This is a genomic window from Serratia sp. MF1(2023) (genome assembly GCF_030954545.1).
Classification (GTDB): domain Bacteria; phylum Pseudomonadota; class Gammaproteobacteria; order Enterobacterales; family Enterobacteriaceae; genus Serratia; species Serratia sarumanii.
In genome coordinates this window covers 319,184-341,203 of sequence record NZ_JAVHUX010000008.1, presented here as the reverse complement: position 1 = coordinate 341,203, position 22,020 = coordinate 319,184, and the positions used below count along the sequence as shown (strand labels likewise).

At 59.7% G+C, this 22,020-nt stretch carries 19 protein-coding genes; 16 read left to right on the top strand and 3 right to left on the bottom strand.

Annotation, left to right across the window (positions count from 1 at the left end; all coding sequences use genetic code 11):
* The first annotated feature begins 73 nt into the window (after positions 1-73).
* From REA38_RS04435 to REA38_RS04395, 9 genes are all read left to right on the top strand, one after another.
* The gene (locus REA38_RS04435; RefSeq protein ID WP_308885131.1) at positions 74-745 is read left to right on the top strand and encodes a heavy metal response regulator transcription factor; all 672 of its coding nucleotides are present in this window, start codon (positions 74-76) and stop codon (positions 743-745) included.
* A complete protein-coding gene (locus tag REA38_RS04430; protein WP_039566880.1) occupies positions 742-2,163 on the top strand; it encodes a heavy metal sensor histidine kinase in 1,422 nt (473 codons plus the stop codon). The genes REA38_RS04435 and REA38_RS04430 overlap by 4 nt, the downstream gene beginning before the upstream one ends.
* Positions 2,164-2,679: 516 nt before the next feature.
* Positions 2,680-3,519: a winged helix-turn-helix domain-containing protein gene (locus tag REA38_RS04425; protein WP_033646852.1), complete on the top strand. Its 840-nt coding sequence runs from the start codon at positions 2,680-2,682 to the stop codon at positions 3,517-3,519.
* 168 nt (positions 3,520-3,687) lie between these two features.
* Positions 3,688-4,317, top strand: coding sequence for a LuxR C-terminal-related transcriptional regulator (locus REA38_RS04420; protein WP_308333106.1), 630 nt, complete (start codon positions 3,688-3,690; stop codon positions 4,315-4,317).
* Positions 4,318-4,742: 425 nt separating this feature from the next.
* Positions 4,743-5,330, top strand: coding sequence for a common pilus major fimbrillin subunit EcpA (locus REA38_RS04415; RefSeq protein ID WP_033646847.1), 588 nt, complete (start codon positions 4,743-4,745; stop codon positions 5,328-5,330).
* Positions 5,331-5,407: 77 nt separating this feature from the next.
* Entirely contained in the window at positions 5,408-6,076 is a 669-nt protein-coding gene (locus REA38_RS04410; protein ID WP_033646845.1) for a hypothetical protein, read from the top strand.
* Between the two features lie 50 nt (positions 6,077-6,126).
* Positions 6,127-8,646: a CS1-pili formation C-terminal domain-containing protein gene (locus REA38_RS04405; RefSeq protein WP_308885128.1), complete on the top strand. Its 2,520-nt coding sequence runs from the start codon at positions 6,127-6,129 to the stop codon at positions 8,644-8,646.
* Positions 8,636-10,270, top strand: coding sequence for a hypothetical protein (locus tag REA38_RS04400; RefSeq protein WP_041034136.1), 1,635 nt, complete (start codon positions 8,636-8,638; stop codon positions 10,268-10,270). The genes REA38_RS04405 and REA38_RS04400 overlap by 11 nt, the downstream gene beginning before the upstream one ends.
* 18 nt (positions 10,271-10,288) lie before the next feature.
* Positions 10,289-10,948, top strand: a complete 660-nt coding sequence (locus REA38_RS04395) for a fimbria/pilus periplasmic chaperone (protein ID WP_308885275.1) — start codon at positions 10,289-10,291, stop codon at positions 10,946-10,948.
* On the opposite strand, the gene REA38_RS04390 is transcribed toward REA38_RS04395, so the two are convergent.
* Positions 10,945-12,411: an ATP-binding protein gene (locus REA38_RS04390; protein WP_308885127.1), complete on the bottom strand. Its 1,467-nt coding sequence runs from the start codon at positions 12,409-12,411 to the stop codon at positions 10,945-10,947. The two genes, REA38_RS04395 and REA38_RS04390, sit on opposite strands and share 4 nt — an antisense overlap.
* Before the next feature lie 3 nt (positions 12,412-12,414).
* On the bottom strand, positions 12,415-13,128 hold the full coding sequence (locus tag REA38_RS04385) for a response regulator transcription factor (RefSeq protein ID WP_033653386.1): 714 nt from the start codon (positions 13,126-13,128) through the stop codon (positions 12,415-12,417).
* Positions 13,129-13,278: 150 nt separating this feature from the next.
* Between REA38_RS04385 and REA38_RS04380 the strand changes: the two genes are divergently transcribed.
* The 4 genes from REA38_RS04380 (at position 13,279) to REA38_RS04365 (ending at position 15,563) form a co-directional block, all read left to right on the top strand.
* On the top strand, positions 13,279-13,890 hold the full coding sequence (locus REA38_RS04380; RefSeq protein WP_041034142.1) for a cytochrome b/b6 domain-containing protein: 612 nt from the start codon (positions 13,279-13,281) through the stop codon (positions 13,888-13,890).
* Between the two features lie 10 nt (positions 13,891-13,900).
* A complete protein-coding gene (locus REA38_RS04375) occupies positions 13,901-14,677 on the top strand; it encodes a molybdopterin-dependent oxidoreductase (protein ID WP_308885125.1) in 777 nt (258 codons plus the stop codon).
* A gap of 59 nt (positions 14,678-14,736) precedes the next feature.
* Positions 14,737-15,027, top strand: coding sequence for a pentapeptide MXKDX repeat protein (locus REA38_RS04370; protein WP_033637682.1), 291 nt, complete (start codon positions 14,737-14,739; stop codon positions 15,025-15,027).
* Positions 15,028-15,092: 65 nt separating this feature from the next.
* Positions 15,093-15,563 (top strand): YkgB family protein, encoded by a 471-nt coding sequence (locus tag REA38_RS04365; RefSeq protein WP_033637683.1) that lies wholly within the window; start codon positions 15,093-15,095, stop codon positions 15,561-15,563.
* A 44-nt stretch (positions 15,564-15,607) separates the two neighbouring features.
* On the opposite strand, the gene REA38_RS04360 is transcribed toward REA38_RS04365, so the two are convergent.
* The gene (locus REA38_RS04360; protein WP_033653535.1) at positions 15,608-17,647 is read right to left on the bottom strand and encodes a choline transporter; all 2,040 of its coding nucleotides are present in this window, start codon (positions 17,645-17,647) and stop codon (positions 15,608-15,610) included.
* Positions 17,648-18,046: 399 nt separating this feature from the next.
* On the opposite strand from REA38_RS04360, the gene betI reads away from it, so the two are divergent.
* The 3 genes from betI to betA all read left to right on the top strand — a co-directional run bounded on the left by betI (position 18,047) and on the right by betA (position 21,942).
* Complete coding sequence (gene betI, locus REA38_RS04355; protein WP_033633738.1) at positions 18,047-18,649, top strand: transcriptional regulator BetI; 603 nt, start codon at positions 18,047-18,049, stop codon at positions 18,647-18,649.
* 14 nt (positions 18,650-18,663) lie between these two features.
* Positions 18,664-20,136, top strand: a complete 1,473-nt coding sequence (betB, locus tag REA38_RS04350) for a betaine-aldehyde dehydrogenase (protein ID WP_033646830.1) — start codon at positions 18,664-18,666, stop codon at positions 20,134-20,136.
* Positions 20,137-20,274: 138 nt separating this feature from the next.
* Entirely contained in the window at positions 20,275-21,942 is a 1,668-nt protein-coding gene (gene betA, locus REA38_RS04345; protein ID WP_033646828.1) for a choline dehydrogenase, read from the top strand.
* Positions 21,943-22,020: the final 78 nt, after the last annotated feature.

Sequence of the window (22,020 nt, the reverse complement as noted above, 5' to 3'; positions counted from 1 at the left end):
TGATGACATTAATGTCATCAAGTTTGTCCGCCGAAGCTGCTAGTATTTTTGCAGACGTAACGAGGTGGCGAGCATGCGAATACTGGTAGTTGAAGACGATATCGGCACAGGGGATTACCTGAAGAAAGGGCTGAGCGAGGCGGGGTACGGCGTCGATTTGGCGCGCACCGGCACCGACGGGTTGTTTCGCGCGTTGGAGCAGGATTACGATGCGATCGTGCTCGACGTGATGCTGCCGGGGCTGGACGGTTGGCAGATCATCGAGGTGCTGCGCAAGAAAAGCGACGTGCCGATTCTGTTTCTCACCGCTCGCGACGGCGTGCAGGATCGTATCCACGGTCTGGAGCTGGGCGCGGACGATTATCTGATTAAACCGTTTTCGTTCACCGAACTGGTGCTGCGTTTACGCACCTTGCTGCGCCGTGGGCCGGCGCGCGAAGCCGATCATTATGCCATCGCCGATCTGCAGCTGGACGTGCTGCGCCGCCGGGCGGTGCGTCAGGAACAGGTGATCCCGTTGACCAACAAGGAGTTCATGCTGCTGCACCTGCTGGTGCGGCGCGAGGGCGAAGTGCTGTCGCGCACGCAGATCGCCTCTCAGGTGTGGGACATGAATTTCGACAGCGACACCAATGTGGTTGACGTGGCGATCAAACGCCTGCGCGCCAAAATAGACCGGCCGTTCGACGTCAAGCTGATCCACAGCGTGCGCGGCATCGGCTATATCTGCGAGCCACGCTCGTGAACGGGCGCACTTCACGTCGGCCGGTATCGCTGACGCTGCGCACCGCCACGCTGTTCGCGCTGGTGGCCGCTTTGGTGGTGAGCGGGACGGGCGGGTATCTGTATAGCGCCATGCGCCAGGAAATGACGCTGCGCAGCGATCTGCAGGTGACCGGGCGCGTAGAGTATTTCCGCCATTTGCTGGGACAGCGCTTTCCTTTGGCGCGCCTGACCGCCAATAACGGCCTGTTTGAAAACATGCTGGGCAATGAACAGGACGTGCTGATTTTCCAAATTCCGGGGCAAAAACCGCTCATCAACGTGAACCCGGCCGGGGTGGCATTGCCGCCGATCGCGCCGACGCCGGCCGGCCAGGCGCAGACGTTGGCCGCCGTGCGCGGCGGGGAAACGGCGCAGGGGGTGCCGCTGCGCGCGGCGTCGGCGATGGTGCGCCTGGAAGACGGCAGCCTGTTGCAGATCTCCGCCGCGCACGTGATGGTCAACGAGCAGAAGATGCTGGCGCGTTACCTGTGGCGCATCGTCGCGGCGGTGGCGGTGGCTTTCCTGCTGATTGCGCTGCTGGGGTATGGGGTCATGCGCCGGGGATTGAAGCCGTTATGGCGCATGGCGGCGCAGGCGTCGCAGATTGCGCCCAATACGCTGTCGACGCGCCTCAGCGAGCAGGGAGCGCCGAAGGAATTGCAGCAGCTGACCCGTTCGTTCAATGCGATGCTCGATCGGTTGAATGAAGGCTATCAGCGCCTGACGCAGTTTTCCGCCGATCTGGCCCATGAGATCCGCACCCCGGTAGGGGCGCTGATGGGCCAGTGCCAGGTGGCGCTTTACCAGCCCCGCAGCGTGGAGGAGTACGAAACCCTGCTGTCGAACAATATGGATGAGCTGGAGCGCATTTCCCGCATGGTGGAAAACATCCTGTTCCTGGCGCGCGCCGGGGAGGCGCAGTCTGCGCTGAACTACGGCCGTCTGGATGTGGCGCTGGAACTGCGGCGGGTGGCGGATTACTTCGAAGGGCTGGCGGAAGAACGCGGCATCGCGCTGAGCTGCGAAGGGGAAGGCGAGCTGAAGGCGGACGCGATGTTGTTCCAGCGGGCGCTGAGCAACCTGGTGGCCAACGCGGTGCGCTATGCCGATGAAAACAGCCTGATCGCGTTGCGGGCTGAACGGCGCGCCGATGCCTGGTGGGTGCAGGTTATCAATCAGGGGCCGCCGATCGCGCCGGCACAGCTGGAAAAACTGTTCGATCGTTTCTACCGCGCCGATCCCGCGCGCAGCGCCGGCAATCATGCCAGTGGGCTGGGGCTGTCTATCGTGCGCGCCATCATGACGCTGCACGGCGGTGAGGTGCGCGCGCAGTGTTCCGCTGGCCAGGATGCTGCTTGCTTGACCTTTAGCCTGATATTCCCTTCATCAGTTCAATGAACTGCGCGAATGTTTTCGCCTGTTCGAATAATGCGACAGGCGTCATTCGTAAGCTTTTCCTTTCATTATTATTTCCCCAGCGCCTTGGCTGAACCTAAATTTTAACATTTGCGTCGCGGCAAGCGTGTTAATTCATCAGGCTAATGCGTATGCCGGCTATATGTGATTGCGCTCAACATTCACGTGTTATTATTTTTTTATTAAAATTTAGTTCTGCGACCATTTTTTGAGATGATTTTCCTTAAAGTTTGTAATTTGCGATATAAAAAACTAACTTTGTGGTTTTTATCACGTCAATATATCAATGGGCGTGGTGATTGGTTAACCTTTGGTTATGGTTTGCAAGAAAAATCCTATATAAACGGTGGTGAGGTGAAAAAGCGTATTTCGTGGCGTTGATTGCGTGGTTTTTCTTGCCTGCATTTGGGTGTTTTTGCGAATTAACCCGATTTAATATTTCATTAACATTTGACGCCAAACTATAAATTATCGCTATAGTGAAAACATGTGAATAAAATGAAATATAGATTTAATGACCATATTCTCTTTGACGCAGACACCAGAACCCTTAGCCCAACTGATTTTTCTGACGATCCCATATCCATATCCAGTCCTTCCAAGCGGTTGTTGCTGCTGCTGATTGCCCACCATGGCGAGGCCGTGGGGCGTGAATTGATATTCAAGAAGGTCTGGGACGATTACGGCATGGTTTCCAGCAATAATAATCTTAATCAGTGCGTCAGCAAATTACGCCGGGTGATTAAAAATCTGGGCGTCGAAGAAGAGGTTATTGTCACTGTCCCTAAAGTGGGTTTTATGCTGCGTGATGAGATTACCATCGAGTCTTATGAGGAAGCGGAAGATAGACACGATGCAGAACCCGCCGCCTCTTTGCCGGAGCCTGCGCCCGAAGCGGCGATAAACCCGCCATCCGCAACCGTCATCAACCGGGCCACCTCTTTTTTCGGTGATTCCCGCCGCGGCTGGCTGATGATCTGTGCATTGGTCCTGGGGGGCATCCTCATGGCCATTGCTGTCACCGCCTATTTCAGCGGCTCGGAGGCCCGGCAGGAGAGCTACTTGGGAAAGTCCGGCAATTGTAAGGTTTTCATGTCCTTGCCTGCCGCCTCGGCGTCGGTCAACGCCAGCCTGAATCGGGACATTCTGGCTTACGCCGCTCACCAAACGGGAGAATGCAGCGGCGATGAGTTTTTGCTGGTGGTGCGCAGCAATCAGGTCAGGGCTTACATTTCCGGCATTTCCCGCTTATTCCTGCTGCGCTGCAAGATTTTGCGTGAACATAAAATGGAGATCTGTTCCGGTTTGGAAAGCGACAATGCCGAGTTTATTAATTGACCATCGATAGCCGTCGGCCCAACGCGATTGAAAGGACGGTGGATATGACAAAAATATTACAGCATTGAAATTGAACGTTTGATTTTCATTTGGCGGGGGGCCGTGTGGCGTTTATCGAGAGGTATTTCCCTTTCTCTACCGCTTTCTACCTCATTATGGTGATTATGTATGGTTAAAGCCGATCTCGGTGATGCGCTGCTATTTTTTGAACCCAGCTATTTAGTGAGAGCAGGAATGGAAGCATTTCTCGTTACCCGATCAAGTGACAGGTATTTTATCGATACCTTGAGCGAGCTGGAGGGAGCATTGAAAGGGGGGAAGCCGCGCGCGCTTATTATGGAGTTATATCATCAGAACGAATATTTGTATGATGTATTGCGGTTCGTTCTGACAGCAAAAAATGTCTGGCCGGAAATTCCCTTGGTGATTTTCACCGCGGTAGAACACCCCGGTATATTAGCGCTGTTAGCGACGGATGCGCGCATAGCTATAGTGGCAAAGGAGGAACCTTTGCATTGCCTGCGTGATGCCATTGCGGCTGCGGGTGAGTTCTCCGGCTATCGTTCCCCGCATATTCGCGCCCGGTTGGCCCATTCGCCTGTCGCATTATCTGACGGTGAATGGCGAGTTTTGGCCATGATGGCTGCCGGCGCATCTCCACGAAGCATTGCCAACCTGACCCGGCGAAGTTACAAAACCATCAGCTCCCATAAACTGAATATTATGCGAAAACTGGGCCTCAATCAGGCCGGTTTTATGCGGCTTATTCTTTCCCTGAGAACCCGCTATCCTTCCTGAAATGTGGCAAGAGTCACCTCTTCTCTGCAGCAGTCGATCTTCATTGGCTGCTGCTCTCCTGAGTTAATCCAATCAATCTTCTCTCCGCAACGAATGACGCGGGCTGAAATTCTGTACGGACATGGCAAGGATAAACAGGGCTGCTTTGTGGTTAAACAACAACCGCTTTGATGGGGTTAAACCACAATATGATTGTGCTTTCATCAAAGGCTTAATCCGTGTTTTAACGTGATTGTCGGGGGCCGCAATCTTAATTGCGGCATTTAAATCTAAATATTTGAACTTTAATAGTTAATGATTCTTTTTTGAACGGCTGGGGATATTCTTGTGGCGTCAAGCAGACTGGCTAAACGCAGTGATGCAAACGGCTGGCTGAGAATGGACGAAAGAAAGAAAACATATTCAACATTGAAGGGAGTTATACCATGAAGAAAATGACACTGGCTCTGGCGATCGTTTCCGCCTTTGCAGCGGTCAGCACTGCTCAAGCCGCCGACGTTACCGCTCAGGCGTTGGCAACCTGGTCTGCGACCGCCAAGAAAGACACCACCAGCAAACTGGTTGTGACGCCGATTGGCAGCCTGACCTTCAACTATGCAGAAGGCATTAAGGGTTTCAACAGTCAGAAAGGCCTGTTTGACGTCACCGTGGAAGGCGATACCACGGCCACCGCTTTCAAACTGACCTCAAAACTGGTCTCCAATACGCTGACTCAGCTGGATACTTCCGGTTCTACGCTGGAAGTCGGGGTGAACTACAACGGTGCGGCGGTAGAGAAAACGGCTGAAACCACCATGATCGACACCACCGCCGGCATTTTGGGCGGTAATCTGAGCGCCCTGTCCAACGCCTATAACCAGGCCGGCCGCACCAGCGCGCAGGATCAGTTCACCTTCAGCATCATCGGCGCGACGTCAAACGGCACCACCGCCGTCACGGATTTCAGCACGTTGCCGGAAGGTATCTGGAGCGGCGACGTCAGCGTCGAGTTCAACGCGACCTGGACTTCCTAATCCCCCGAACGATCTGCACCTGGCAGGGGGGAGACCTCCTGCTATTTATCGCTCATCAACGCCAGTGGAATACCGCAATGACACGCTTTTCTCTCGCCGTCACCCTGATGTTAATGCTGCTGCGGCCGGCTTTGGCTCTCGATGTGGGTGAGATCAGCTCCTTCATGCCTGGCGACAGCGCGCGCCTGAGCAAGGAAATCAAAAACACCACCGACAGCGGCCGGCTGGTGAATATCAAGATCGAACGCATTTCCAGCCCCCTGGCCTCCGGTACGGCGATCCCGATGAGCAGCCGGGATGAAATGCTGCTGTCGCCCGCCAGCCTGATCTTGCCGGCCAACGCCAGCGACGTGATCCGCTTTTACTACAAGGGGCCGAACGATGCTCAGGAGCGCTACTACCGCATCGTTTGGTTCGATCAGGCGCTGAGCGAGGCGGGGCAAAACTCGGATCGGCGTAATGCCGTGGCCACCACGTCGGCGCGCATCGGCACCATTTTGGTGGTGGCGCCTCGGCAGGATCGCTTCGCCTATCAGTTCGCCAACGGACGGATCAAAAACACCGGCAACGCCACGTTCAAAGTGGTGGCCTACGGCAATTGCAGGAACAAGCAAGACGGCAGCGACTGCAAGGAGAACTATTTCGTGATGCCGGGCAAGGATCGCGCTTTCAGCAAGGTTGACGTCAACGATAAAAAAGGGCGCGTCGCGCTGTGGCACGGCGAACAGTTTATCCCGGTGAAGTAATGCGCGCGTTATCCACGATGGATGCAAAACAATCACGCAAGGAGTGGCATGTGAACGCTGTGCTGTTGAAAACGCTTTTGGCTGCCGGTGCGCTGGCGCTGCCGACGCTGTTGCCTGGCCGTATGGCGATGGCGGCCGGTTTGACGCAGATTAACGGCGTGCTGATCCCGCAAACCTTCAGCCTGGCGTTGCGCGAGGGGATGAGTATTCCGCTGTTGTTGCATTATGAAAAGAGCGATGGCGTCAAAGACGACAGCCGCATCGGCCATGCCTTTCTCTACCTGGATCAGGACAGGCTAACGATTCGTCGGGTGACGCTGGAGGATAACGACGATGGCGCCCGGCTGACGGCGGCGATAGCCGGCCAGCTGCAGGCTTTGCAGGATGCGCCATTCGATCGGCAGCAGCATATCCGGATCGCGGACGACGCCTGGCTGGCGCTGGATTTCCGGCAGCTCAACCTGCAGCTGGTGGTGAAGGAATCCGCGCTCGGAACGGTGCTGCGCGCCCGCTCCAGCGACATCGGCGCGTCCAGCGTGGATGCCGTAAGCAGCACGCTGGATTATAACCTCGGGGTCTACGATAACCGGGCCCGCGCCAGCGAAGGCAATACCTCCAGTTATTTATCGCTCAACAGCGTCACGGCGTTGCGTGAACACCACGTGGAGTTGAACGGTTCCATCTACGGTATCGGCAGCGGCGATGAAAACGCCACGCTGTACAAAGCAATGTACGAGCGTGATTTCGCCGGCCGCCGTTTCGCCGCCGGCATGCTGGACAGCTGGAATCTGCAGTCGCTGGGGCCGGTTACCACCATCAACTCGAGCAAGATTTATGGTCTGTCCTACGGCAACCGCGCCAACTCGACGGTATTCGATAATTCCCAATCGCTGACGCCGATCGTGGTTTTTTTCCCCTCGGCCGGCGAGGTCCATTTGTCGCGCGATGGGCGGCTGCTCAGCGTGCAAAACTTCACGATGGGCAACCATGAAGTGGACACCGGCAGCCTGCCCTACGGCATTTATGACGTCGAGGTGGAGATCGTGGTCAACGGCAAAGTGGTGGATAAACGCATGCAGCGAGTGAATAAACTGTTCAGCCCCAATCGCGGCGCCAATGCGCCGCTGGCCTGGCAATTTTGGGGCGGGATGCTGCGCATGGACGACTGGCGCGGCGAGCGAGAGCGCCACCGCCCGGCAAAGGACTCTTATTTGCTTGGCGCTTCGGCTACCGGCAATCTGCACACGCTGAATTGGGCGCTGTCGGGGTATTCGTTTGACGGCAACGCCGTCGGCGAGAGCCGCGTCAGCCTGCCGGTGACCGAGTCGATTCAGATCAACCTGCAAAACATGGCGGCCTCCGATCGCTCCTGGAGCCTGGTCAATAGCGTCAGCGCCGCGTTGCCCGGCGGCTTCAGCAGCGTATGGATCAATCAGGAGAAAACGCAGATTGGCGATCGTCTGTTGCAAAATGACGCCTATAACCGCGCCGTTGGCGGCAGCCTTAATCTGGGGGCGCTGTGGTCTCCGCTGGGCACTCTGAGCGCCAGCTACAACGACGATAAGAAGAACGACAGTCACTATTACAACGCCGATTATTACCAGAACATCTTTACCGGCCGCTTCGGCACGCTGGGCGTGCGGGCGGGCGTGCAACGCTACAACAACGGCAGCAGCAACGTCAATACCGGCAAGTACATCGCGCTCGATTTTTCGCTGCCGATGGGCAACTGGCTCAGCGCCGGCGTTTCCAACCAGAACGGCTACACCACCGCCAACCTAGCGGCGCGCAAGGACATCAAGGACGGGCCGATCCGCACCCTGGGCGCCAACCTGTCGCGGGCGATTTCCGGTGATACCCGCGGCGACAACCGCTTCAACGGCGGTGGCTATGCGCGCTTCGACACCAAGTATTCTGCCGGCACGCTCAACGTCAGCAGCTCCGCCGACGGCTATGTTAACAGCAGCCTGACCGCGAGCGGCAGCATGGGCTGGCAAGGGCGTGATATTGCCATCAGCGGCCGCAACGAAGGCAACGCCGGGATTATCTTCAATACCGGCATTGAAAACGACGGCCTGCTGACCGCACGGGTTGACGGCCGGATGGTGAAGCTGAGCGGCAATAAGAATTACCTGCCGTTGTCGCCTTACGGTCAGTACGATGTTGAGCTGATGAACAACAAAAACTCGGCGGAGAGCTTCGACATCGTCACCAGGCGTAAGAGCAGGCTCACCCTGTATCCGGGCAACGTGGCGGTGATCTCGCCGGAGATAAAACAGATGGTGACGGTGTTCGGCCGCATCAAGGCGGAGGACGGCACGCTGCTGGCCAACGCCTATATCAAGAACCATATCGGCCGCACCCGCACCGATGAGAAAGGCGAATTTATCATGGACGTCGACAAGAAATTCCCGGTTATCGATTTTACCCACAGCGGCAATCAGACGTGCGAAGTGGATTTGGATCTCAGCAAGGCGCAAGGCGCGGTGTGGGTCGGCGACGTGATCTGCACCGGGCTGAAAACCTATGCGGGCAATCTGTCATCCGGGGAGTCTGACCATGAGAGCTAACGTTGCGCTGTTGTTGTTGGCGCTGGTCGCACCCGCGCTGCAGGCGGCGGTCAGCCAGACCAACTGGCCGGATGCGGCGGTAATGAAATTTGTCTTCGTGGAGAACAACGCCGACGACAACTTTTTCGTTACGCCGGCCGGCGGGCTGGATCCGCGCATGACCGGCGCCAACAAGTGGACCGGGCTGAAATACGGCGGTTCCGGCACTATCTATCAGCAGAGCCTGGGGTACGTGGACAATGGTTACAACACGGGGCTGAATGCCAACTGGCGCTATGACATGTGGCTGGAAAATGCGCCGATAAAGAATCCGTTCCTCGGCTTGCGTTGCATCAACTGGTATGCCGGTTGCAATATGGATACCAGCTTGATTCTGCCGCAGACCACCGACGAAAAGGGATTTTATGGCGCCGTGGTCACGCCAGGCGGCGCAAAATGGATGCACGGCATGATGTCGCCGAGCTTCTATCAGTATCTGAAGCAGATGGCTGCGGGTGACGCTTTCAGCATGCAGATCAACGGTTGCCAAACGTCGGTGGCTTACGACGCCGCGGCCGGCGGCCGTTGCCAGGATCAGGCCAGCGGCAGCTGGTACAAGCGCACCGTCACGCACAGCAAGGCCGCCCACCTGCGCTTTATCAATACCAACGCCGTATCGGAGGTGTTCGTCAACAGCGATGGGGTGCCGATCATCGGCGAGGGCAATGCCGATTGCAAGAACCAGACTATCGGCGCCCGCTCGGGCATCATGTGCAAGATGGTCAGCTATGATTTGCAGACCGACGGCAGCGTCAGCAATACCTCGATTCATGTTTTCCCGGCGATTAACCATGCGGCGCTGTCATCCGCGGTGAACGCCGCCGACCTGCAGTTCAGTCTGAACGGCAACACCTGGAAAAACACGTCGGGCACCGGCAGCTACTATACCTTTAACGAACTGAAGAGCAGCAATGCCGTCTATGTGTTCTTCTCCAGTAATTTCTTCAAACAGATGGTTGCGCTGGGGATTTCTGACAGCGGCACTCGCGATCTGATCAATTTCCGTTTTCAGAACACCACCTCGCCGGAGTCGGGATGGTATGAGTTTTCCACCTCAAACCAGCTGATTATCAAGCCGCGCGATTTCAGCATCAGCATTATTTCCGATGATTACGACAACAGCCCTCATCGTGAAGGTTATGTCGGCCCGGCGGAGCCGGCGCTGGAGTTCGGCTACCTGGTGACTACCAGCGGCAAAACCGCCGCCGATCAGGTGAGGGTGATGGCGACCGGGCCGACTCGGGCGATCAACGGGGTGAACTATTGCCTCTTTTCTTCCGCGGATAACAGTACCCAGGTGCCGTTTCCCGCCACCCTCGGCATCACCACCAGCACCAACGGCCAGCAGAGCTTCGCCGCCGGCTGCGATGGCCAGTGGCACGACATGACCAATGCGCTCTGGAGCAGCACCCCGTGGAATGATATTTCCGGCGAAGTGGGGGTGCTGAACAAGACTCGCGTGACCTTTAGTATTCCGATGAATAATCCGATCTCGCTGAGAACCGTCGACGGCAACGGTTGGTACGGCGACGTCAGCGCCGCCGGTGAAATTCATGTCGAAGCCACCTGGCGCAACATCAATTGAGGGCAGAGCGTGAAACTTATGCTAATAGGGTTGCTGTGTTTCTCCTTCCCCTTTACTGCCACCGCGATCAATGTCGGTACCCTGACGTTTGCCATGGATCAGGATCGCTCATTCACCGCCAAGCGGGTGTTGAATAACAACCGCAGCGCGCGTCTGTATCAGGTGAGCATTCGCGCCATCGATCGACCGGGAGAGCGCGAGGTACGCAGCCGGCCGGCGGACGGCGAGCTGCTGTTCGCACCGCGCCAGCTGACGCTGCAGGCCGGGCAGGCGGAGTACTACAAGTTTTTCTACCGCGGGCCGCAGGATAATCGCGAGCGTTATTACCGGGTGTCATTTCGCGAAGTGCCGACCCGATTGTTCGAGCCGGGGCCGCGTCGGGGCGCCGGCGTCAACCTGGAGCCGATCGTGGTGATGGACACCATTCTGGTGGTGCGCCCGCGTCAGGTAAACTTTGCCTATCGGCTCGATACCCAGCGCGGTACGCTCACCAACACCGGCAACACCTACTTCAAGTTCCTGCTCAAGCCGGGCTGCAACAGCACGGATGAAGAGGGCGTCACCGAATACCTGCGCCCCGGCGATACGCTGACCCATGCCGGTATTCGGCTGAAGGGGCAGAAATTCATTATCTATAACGACAAGTTTATTAGCGTCGATCGCAGCTGCCTCGATTAACGCGGCGGAATGGCGAAGCGGAAGCAGGCGCCGCTTTGCGCTTGTTCGATCAGCTGAATATCGCTGTCGTGCAGCTGCAAAATGCGCCGCACGATCATCAACCCCAGCCCGCCGGAAGGGCGCCGGGCGCTGCTCAGGACAGACGGGCGCACGAACAGATCGGCGCGCAGCGTCTGCGGAATACCGGGGCCGCTGTCGCTGACCTGCACCATCACCCGATCGTCCTGCCGCCACAGCCGCACGCCGATGTCGCCGCCGGGCGGCGTATGGCGAATGGCGTTGTCCAGCAGGTTGGTCAGCACCCGCTCAATCATGCTGAGATCGGCGAACACCGGCGGAATGCCGGGGGGAATGTCGGCGTGCAGCCGCTGGTTGCGCGCCTCCGCCGCCAGTTCGAACTTTTGGAACACGTCCTGCAACAGCTCGCTGAGGGAGAAGGGCTCTTTCTGCGGTTTCACCACGCCGTACTCCAGCCGCGCCAGCTCGAACAGCTCCTGCGCCAGCTTGCCCACCTTGCGGCTCTGCGCCAGCGCGATCTCCAGGTAGCGCTGCCGATCGGCTTCGCTCAGGGTGGCGGCTTTGACCGACAGCGTCTCCAGATAGCCGTGCAGCGAGGTGAGCGGGGTGCGCAGATCGTGCGAGACGTTGGCGATGAACTCGCGCCGCAGCCGATCCTGCTGCGCCAGCGTTTGCCACTGTTCGGCAAGGCGCTGCGCCATGTGGTGGAAGGCCTGCTGCAGCTGGCTGACTTCGTCGCGCCCGGCCCGTACCGCCGGCAGCGATGCGTAGGCCTGCACCGCCTCGATGCCGCCGCTGTCCAGCGCGCTGACCTGCCGGGTCAGGCGACGGATAGGGCGCGTCACCCAATAAAACGCCAAACCGCCGGCCAGCAGGCTGAACAGCACCATCAGCCCGGAGGTCCACAGCGCCATCCTGACCGCCGAGTTAAACTGGGCGTTGCTGGCCAGCGCCGTGTACTCTTCGCCGAGCAGCACCACGTACAGATAGCCTTCGATCCGGCCATCGACCTTTAGCTGCGCGACGCTGAACACCTTGCGCCCGTCCGCGCTGCGCGGATCGTCGCCATACACCGGCATCGGCGCGCCACCGAGCAGCGCCTGCAGCGGTGGCAGCGCGACCCGCTGCCGCTTCAGATGCCCGGCCGGCGCGGCGTTGCCGATAATCGTGCCCTGTTTGTCAAGCAGGTAAACCTCAACGCTGGGATTCACCGCCATCAGCTGATCGAACAGGGTATGCACCGCCTGCGGATCCGGCCCGTTCACCCCCAGCAGCGGGTTGCTGTCGGCAATATGCTGCGCCAGGTTGCCGGACAGGCGCTGGATCACCGCCTGGCTGTACTGGGTGCTGCTGCGCACCTGCATCCAGCCGGAAAAGGCGCAGCCGATGACGATCAGCAGCGCGAAGATCAGCGTGAGGCGTTGCGCTAACGTAAGGTTTTTCATGGCTCACTCTTGCGGCGCGGCCGCGAATTTATAGCCCATGCCCCACACCGTGAGGATGCGCTCGGGTTCCGCCGGGTTGCGCTCGATCTTGATGCGCAGCCGGTTGATATGGGTGTTGACGGTGTGCTCATACCCCTCGTGCTGATAGCCCCAAACCTGATTCAACAGGCTCAGGCGCGAGAACACCTGGCCCGGGTGGCGGGCGAAAAAGTACAGCAGGTCGAATTCGCGCGGCGTCAGCTCGACCGGCTGCTGGTGCAGGTGCACTTCGCGGGCGATGGGATCGATGGTCAGATCGTTGAAACTGAGCACGCCGGCGTCCATGCGCAGGTTGCGGCTCATCGCTTCCTGGCGGCGGAACAGCGCCTTGACCCGCGCCACCAGCTCCAGCATGGAGAAGGGCTTGGCCAGATAGTCGTCGGCGCCCAGTTCCAGCCCCAGCACGCGGTGTACCTCGCTGGAGCGCGCGCTGATGATGATGATCGGCGTGTAGCGCGTCATGGTGCGCGCCCGGCGGCAAATTTCCAATCCGTCCACGCCCGGCAGCATCAGATCGAGGATGAGGGTGTCCCAGCCGCCCTGTTCCAGCATCGCCATGCCCCGGTTGCCGTCGGCGGCGTGGCTGATGGCGTAACCCTCGTCGCGCAGATGCAGCTGCAGCAGTTCGGCGATGTCGCCGTCGTCCTCGACGATCAAAATTCGTTTTGGCTTGTCCATTCTCATTACCGCTGATTGCCCGTTTCTCTCTGAAGTCTACACAACCCCCACCGGCGGAGTTATCACATTTTATTTAACTTTGCGTGAGGTCTTGGGGAACAAATCCGGGGAATACTCGGCTCATCGCCTCATTGGTCGCCAGGAGTTCGCATGAACCTCACTCTCACCCCGGAACAACGACAGACGGTGCATCCGCTGTGGCTGCGGTTGACGCACTGGCTGAATGCGCTGGCGATGCTGATCATGGTGACCAGCGGCTGGCGCATCTACAACGCCTCGCCGCTGTTCAACTTCAGCTTTCTCAATGAGCTGACGCTCGGCGGCTGGCTGGGCGGCGCGCTGCAGTGGCACTTCGCCGGCATGTGGCTGTTCGGCGTCAACGGGCTGTGCTACCTGCTGATCAACCTGGCCAGCGGGCGTTTCAAACGCAAATATTGGCCGCTCAGCCCACGGCAGTTTCTCGCCGATATAGGCGCCGCGCTGCGCGGCAGGCTGCAACACGCCGACCTGCGCCACTACAACATGGTGCAGCGCGTGGCCTATCTGTCGGTGATGATCCTCGGCGTGATGAGCGCGCTGTCCGGGCTGGTGCTGTGGAAATCGGTGCAGTTTCCGCTGCTGCGCACGCTGCTCGGCGGCTATGAGGCGGCGCGCTATATCCACTTTTTTGCCATGTCGGCGCTGGTGGCCTTCGTCGCGATTCACCTGGTGATGGTGGCGCTGGTGCCGCGCACGCTGCTGGCCATGCTGCGCGGACGCTAAGGAGTGAATAATGGAAAAGGATAAACAGATCATGACGATCGATGAAGGGCAGGCGATCGTCAAAGAAGCGCAGCGGCTGTTGAGCGCGTCATCCCGCCGCCGCTTTCTGCGCAATGGCCTGACGCTGGGCGGCATCGCCATGCTCACCGGCTGCGATCTCAGCGACAACGCCAACGTCGAACAGGCGCTGAGCCGCATGTCGCGCTTCAACGATCGGGTGCAGGGCTGGCTGTTCAACGGCGATCGCCTGGCGCCGGTCTACCCGGAATCGATGATCACCCGGCCGTTTCCGTTCAACGCTTTCTACGCCGAGGAGGACGCGCCGGACATCAACGGCGACGGCTACCGGCTGGAGGTGGCGGGACTGGTGCAGGACAAACGCGCCTGGAGCCTGCCGCAGCTGCACCGGATGGCGCAGGTCAGCCAGGTGACGCGCCATATCTGTGTCGAGGGCTGGAGCGCCATCGGCAAGTGGGGCGGCGTACCGTTCGCGACCTTCCTCAAGGCGATTGGCGCGGATCTGAGCGCCCGCTACGTCAGCTTCAAATGCGCCGACGACTACTACACCAGCATCGACATGGCCACCGCGCTGCATCCGCAGACGATTATCGCGCTGACTTATGACGGCCAGATCTTGCCGCGCAAGTACGGCTACCCGATGAAGCTGCGCATGCCGACCAAGCTGGGCTACAAGAACCCGAAACACATTCAGGTGATCGAGGTCACCAACCGCTTCCCGGGCGGTTACTGGGAAGACCAGGGCTACAACTGGTTTGGCGGCAGCTGAGGCGGCCGCCGGCCATTCTCCGGCACTCCGGTGCCTTTGACATGACGGAAGGAAATACCATGAAAAAGTTATTCGCAATGATGATGTGCAGCGCGCTGATGCTGGGCGTAGCCGGCGCCAACGCCGCTGATGGCATGAGCAAAGACGCGATGAAAAAGGACGGCATGAGCCAGATGTCGCACGACGGCATGGCGAAAGATGGGATGAAGAAAGAGTGCATGGGCAAGGACTGCATGAAGAAAGACAAGATGGGCAAAGACGCGATGAAAAAGGATGGCATGGCGAAAGACGGTATGGCCAAAGACGGCATGAAGAAAGACGAAATGAAGAAGGACGCGATGGGGCACTAAGCCGCCGCACTCCGCGGCCACCAGCGGGCGATCCGCGGCGGCCGTGGGCAACATAAGGAGAGAGGATGATGCTGGCGACATGGCTGCGGCGCTTTCAGCGCTCGAACGGGGACGTTATCTTTATGCGCGCGGCGCTGGTGGTGATCTTCGCCGCCTTCGGCTACGCCAAATGGTTTGATTACGAGGCGCAGGGGCTGGTGCCGCTGATCGGCAACAGCCCGCTGCTGAGCTGGATGCATCAGGCGTTCGGCATCCGCGGCGCCAGCTATGCGTTGGGCGTCGCTGAGTGGAGCTTCGGTTTGCTGCTGCTGGCGGGATTCTGGTCGCGGCGGCTGGGGTTGCTGGGGGCGATCGGTTCGACGGTGACCTACCTGACCACGCTGACGCTGATATTTTCCACGCCGGGTGCCTGGGAGCCTTCCGCCGGCGGTTTTCCGGCCATGGCCGGCGCCACCAGCTTTTTGATCAAGGATCTGGTGTTGCTGGCCGGTTCCCTGGTGCTGCTGAAAGCCGATTTGCCGGCCGAGCAGGCATAAAAAAGGGCGTAGCCTGGCTACGCCCTCTGGTTATTGATCGACCGTCACATATCCGGGAAGGTCAGGGTGCCCCCCGGCGCTTCGCGATGAATGTGCAGGAAGTTCAGGTGCTTCTCGTACTGGTCGAGGATATCGCCAATCACCTGTTCCTTGCTGTAGTCCATCAGGTCGTTGCCCTGGGTGCCTTCCATCAGGAAGGTTTCCAGCCGGTAGTAGTGCGACTTGCCGGAGCGGGCGCGGTAGGTGAAGCCCGGCACCGAGTAGCGCATCGGCCAGATCTGATAGATGAAGTTCTGTTCCTCGCCCAGGTGCACCAGCAGCTCCAGGTGGTTCAGGCGCTCGTCTTCGGTCGGCGGCACTTCACTGAACTCCACTTTCGCGCCGCGCAGCTCCAGCTCGCGCGCCACGTCCTGCATTGCCGGGCGGCAGACTTTATCCAACATTTTCTGCGTGTACTGGGTGCCCGGGTAGTTCATCACCCGCGACAGGCGCTGTTTCCAGTTGAGCACGTCGTGGCTGGAGACCGGCACCGGCGCCAGGGTGCTGAGCGCGCTAGCCTTGCGGTAGTCTTCCACCCGCAGCGATTTATACAGCCCGGCCATCACGAAGAAGATCACGAAGCTGAACGGCAGGCCCATGATCACCGTGGTTTTCTGCAGCGCCGGCACGCCGTCGGTCATCAGCATGCCGATGGTCAGCAGGCCGATGGCCACCGACCAGAAAATCCGCAGCCAGTTTGGCGCATCATTATTGATGTCGGCCAGGCGCGAGGTGAAGTTGCCCAGCACCAGCGAGCCGGAGTCCGCCGAGGTGACGTAGAACAACAGGCCGGTGATGGTGGCCACCGAGGCGCTGAAGGTGAAGCCGGGGTATTGCGCCAGCAGGCTGTAGAAGCCGCGCTCCGGGAATTGCATCACTTCCTGCGCAAACTCGGCGTTGCCGTGAATGATCTGGTACAGCGCGCTGTTGCCGAAGATTGACAGCCACAGCAGGGTGAACACGAACGGAATGATCAGCGTGCCGACCACGAACTGGCGAATGGTGCGCCCGCGCGAGATGCGCGCCAGGAACAGGCCGACGAACGGCGACCACGCCACCCACCAGGCCCAGAAGAACAGCGTCCAGTTGTTCATCCACTCCACCGGCCGATCGAAGGCGAAGCTGTTGAGCGTCATGCCCATAAAGCGGTTGATGTAATCGCCGACGTTGAGCACCAGCGCATTGAGCAGGAACTCGGTGTCGCCGAAGAACAGCACGAACAGGATCAGGCCCAGCGCCAGCAGCACGTTCAGCTCGGACAGGATGCGGATGCCCTTGTTGACGCCCGAGGTGACCGAGATGGTGGCCATGATCACCGACAGCAGGATCAGCGAGCCCTGCACCGTCAGGTTTTCCGGGATCTCGAACAGCACCTTGAGGCCGTAGTTGAGCTGCACCACGCCGATGCCCAGCGTGGTGGCGATGCCGAAGATGGTGCCGAGCACCGCGGCGATGTCCACGCTGTGGCCGATCGGGCCATTGATGCGCTTACCGAAGATCGGGTACAGCGCCGAGCGGATGGTCAGCGGCAGATTGTAGCGATAGCTGAAGTAGCCGAGGGCGATGCCCATCAGCGCATACATCGACCAGCCGGTCAGGCCGTAGTGGAACAGCGTCCAGACCATCGCCTGGCGCGCGGCCTCCAGCGTTTGCGCGTCGCCTTCCGGCGGCATCATGTACTGGGTCACCGGCTCGGCGACCGAGAAGAACATCAGGTCGATGCCGATGCCGGCGGCGAACAGCATCGCCGCCCAGCTCATCAGGCTGAACTCCGGCTTGGACTGCTCCGGCCCGAGCTTGATCGAACCGAAGCGCGAAGCGGCGATAAACACTACGAACACGATGTACAGCGTCGCCGCCAGCAGGTAGTACCAACCGAAGGTGGTCGACACCCAATTCAGCGTGCGGGTGATCCACTGCCCGGAGAAGTCGGTGAAAAAGATGGTCATCAGCGAGAAGGCCAGGATCAGCCCCGCCGAGGTGAAGAAAACCACAGGGTTGAGGCGGTCCTGCTGCGGTTTGGAGGAGGTTTCGCGTGTTGTCATCGTCATCCTCTGAACTGAGTAAAATCGTGCCGCTCCGCATTTCGGGGCGCGTTGGCGCCGCCGGAAAACGGGCGAATGAAGGCGGCGGCCACCTCATCAGGAGGGCCTGAGTGACGCCGCTTTCGCCTGTCAACGAAGCGCCGGCGCGCTTCGCGGCGGGAACCGCTTACAGCCACTGATTTTGGTCAGATTCGTTAATTACCTCACAAAAATCAGCCAGTTCCACAACCAGATAGTACAAATTTTTAACCAGGCGGCAATAAAATATATGCAATTTTTATTGAACGTTCAATCAAAAAAAAGTTTAATAGTCCCCATGATGACCTGAATCACGGGCGAAACGGCAGTGAAATTTGCCCGCTGAGATAAGGCCGAAGTCGGTTTTGTGAGAGTCGAAATATGCCAAAGGTAGGAATGCAGCCAATCAGAAGGCAGCAGTTGATTGATGCCACGCTCGCCGCGGTAAACGAAGTGGGAATGCATGACGCCACCATCGCGCAGATCGCGCGGCGGGCCGGCGTTTCCAACGGCATCATCAGCCATTATTTCAAGGACAAGAACGGCCTGCTGGAAGCCACGATGCGCTATCTGATCAGCCATCTGGGCGAGGCGGTGAAGCTGCGTTTGCAGGCGCTGACCGATAACAGCCCGGCGGCGCGGCTGCAGGCGATCGTCGCCGGCAACTTCGACGACAGCCAGATCAACAGCGCGGCGATGAAGACCTGGCTGGCCTTTTGGGCCAGCAGTCTGCACCAACCGCAGCTCAACCGGCTGCAGCAGGTGAACGGCCGCCGGCTCTATTCCAACCTGTGCGCCGAGTTTCGCCGCGTCATGCCGCAGCCGCAGGCGCGGTTGGCGGCCAAGGGGCTGGCGGCGCTGATCGACGGACTGTGGCTGCGCAGCGCGCTGCGCGGCTCGGCGTTCAATCAGGCGCAGGCGCTGGCGCTCACGACCGAATACATTACGTTCCAACTCCGGGGGCAGACGCTGCCCGGAGGATAACTCAAGGAGATCCTATGTCCCGTTTTGGCTTGCAGAAGCTCTATATTCATGGCGCCTATGTAGACAGCACCGCTGGAAAAACCTTCAACGCCATTAACCCGGCGAACGGCGAAGTTCTGGCGGAAGTCCAGGCCGCCGGCGCTGAAGACGTCGATCGTGCGGTGGCCAGCGCGGCCAGCGGGCAGAAGGTGTGGGCGGCGATGACGGCGATGGCGCGTTCGCGCATCCTGCGCCGCGCGGTGGATATTCTGCGCGAGCGCAACGATGAGCTGGCGGCGTTGGAAACGCTGGATACCGGCAAAGCGATGTCGGAAACCACCGCGGTGGACATCGTCACCGGCGCCGACGTGCTGGAGTATTACGCCGGCCTGATCCCGGCCATTGAAGGCGAACAGATCCCGCTGCGTGATACCTCGTTCGTCTATACCCGCCGCGAACCGCTGGGCGTGGTGGCCGGCATCGGCGCCTGGAACTACCCGATTCAAATCGCGCTGTGGAAGTCCGCGCCGGCGCTGGCGGCGGGCAACGCGATGATCTTCAAACCGAGCGAAGTCACCTCGTTGACGGCGCTGAAGCTGGCGGAAATTTACACCGAAGCCGGCCTGCCGGACGGTGTCTTCAACGTGGTGACTGGCAGCGGCGCGGAAGTTGGGCAGTACCTGACTGACCATCCGGGCATCGCCAAAGTCTCTTTCACCGGCGGGGTGAAAACCGGCAAGAAGGTGATGGCCAACGCGTCGGGGTCGACGCTGAAAGAAGTCACCATGGAGCTGGGCGGCAAGTCGCCGCTGATTATCTTCGACGACGCCGATCTGGATCGCGCCGCCGATATCGCCATGATGGCCAACTTCTACAGCTCCGGCCAGGTGTGCACCAACGGCACCCGCGTCTTCGTGCCGGCGGCGCTGCAGGCGCAGTTTGAGGCGAAAATCCTCGAGCGGGTGAAGCGCATTCGCCTCGGCGATCCGACCGATCCGCAGACCAACTTCGGGCCGCTGGTCAGCTTCGCGCACATGGAATCGGTGCTGCGCTTTATCGAAAGCGGCAAGAACAGCGGCGCGCGTCTGCTGTGCGGCGGCGAACGCGTCACCCACGGCGAATTCGGCAAGGGCGCTTACGTGGCGCCGACGGTATTCAGCGACTGCCGCGACGACATGGAAATCGTGCGCGAGGAGATCTTCGGGCCGGTGATGAGCATTCTCAGCTACCAGAGCGAAGAGGAAGTGGTGCGCCGCGCCAACGATACCACCTTCGGCCTGGCCGCGGGCGTGGTGACCAACGATCTGGCGCGCGCGCACCGCGTGATCCACCAGCTGGAAGCCGGCATTTGCTGGATCAACACCTGGGGCGAGTCGGCGGCGGAAATGCCGGTCGGCGGCTACAAGCAGTCCGGCGTTGGCCGCGAGAACGGCCTGACTACGCTGGAACACTACACCCAGATCAAATCGGTGCAGGTTGAGCTGGGCGAATACGCCTCGGTATTTTAACTATCCCCGTCGTCTTTCGAGCCGCAGCCGCGTTGGCTGCGGCCGACAATCTCTAGAGAGCCAAAATACACCGCCTGTTGCGGAGCCGCGCCTCGCGTTTTCGCATCGTGCAGGCCTATAAAAGTAAGGAGATAATGAATGGAATTTGACTACATCATTATCGGTGCCGGTTCCGCCGGCAACGTGTTAGCCACCCGATTGACCGAAGACGCCGACGTCAGCGTCTTGCTGCTGGAAGCCGGTGGCCCGGATTACCGGATGGATTTCCGTACCCAGATGCCGGCCGCGCTGGCGTTTCCGCTGCAGGGCCGCCGCTATAACTGGGCGTATGAAACCGATCCTGAGCCGCACATGAACAATCGCCGGATGGAATGCGGCCGCGGCAAAGGGCTGGGCGGTTCGTCCCTGATCAACGGTATGTGTTACATTCGCGGCAACGCGATGGACTTCGATAACTGGGCTAAGGCGCCGGGTCTGGAAGACTGGACCTATCTGGACTGCCTGCCGTATTTCCGCAAGGCGGAAACCCGCGATATCGGCCCGAACGACTATCACGGCGGCGAGGGCCCGGTGAGCGTCACCACGCCGAAAGCCGGTAACAACGAATTGTTCCACGCCATGGTGGAAGCCGGCGTGCAGGCGGGCTACCCGCGCACCGACGATCTGAACGGTTACCAACAAGAAGGCTTCGGCCCGATGGATCGCACCGTGACGCCGAAAGGGCGCCGCGCCAGCACCGCCCGCGGCTATCTGGATCAGGCGCGTTCGCGGCCGAACCTGAAGATCGTCACCCATGCGCTGACCGACCACATTGTGTTCGACGGCAAGCGTGCGGTGGGCGTCAACTATTTGCAGGGCGACAGCAATCAGCTGACCCACGCCAAAGCGCGGCGCGAAGTGCTGCTGTGCGCCGGCGCCATCGCCTCGCCGCAGATCCTGCAGCGTTCGGGCGTCGGCCCGGCGGCACTGCTGAACAGCCTGGATATCAAGGTGGTGCACGATCTGCCGGGCGTCGGGGAAAACCTGCAGGATCACCTGGAGATGTACCTGCAGTACGCCTGTAAGAAACCGGTGTCGCTGTACCCGGCGCTGCAATGGTTCAACCAGCCGAAGATCGGCGCGGAATGGTTGTTCAACGGTACCGGCGTTGGCGCCAGCAACCAGTTCGAGGCCGGCGGCTTCATCCGCAGCCGCGCAGAATTCGCCTGGCCGAACATTCAGTATCACTTCCTGCCGGTGGCGATTAACTACAACGGCAGCAACGCGGTGAAAGAGCACGGCTTCCAGGCGCACGTCGGCTCGATGCGTTCGCCGAGCCGCGGCCGGGTGCAGGTGAAGTCGAAAGATCCGCGCCAGCACCCGAGCATTCTGTTCAACTACATGTCGACCGAACAGGATTGGCAGGAGTTCCGCGACGCTATTCGCATCACGCGCGAGATCATGGCGCAGCCGGCTTTGGACGAATACCGTGGCCGCGAGATAAGCCCGGGGCCGGAGGTGCAGACCGACGAGCAGCTGGACGCCTTCGTGCGCGAGCACGCCGAAACCGCCTTCCACCCGTCCTGCTCGTGCAAGATGGGCGAGGATGAGATGGCGGTGGTCGATGGGCAGGGCCGGGTGCACGGCATGGAAGGATTGCGGGTGGTGGATGCGTCAATCATGCCGCTGATCATCACCGGCAACCTGAACGCCACCACCATCATGATCGCCGAGAAGTTAGCCGATCGCATTCGCCAGCGCGCGCCGCTGCCGCGCAGCACCGCCGACTATTACGTCGCCGGCGATGCGCCGGTGCGCAAACAGTAACCGACATGCCCTCTCGCCGTTGAGGGGGAGGGCCGCCGTAGCAAGCAACCCCTCTCCATATGCTCTTCCCCAAGGCGA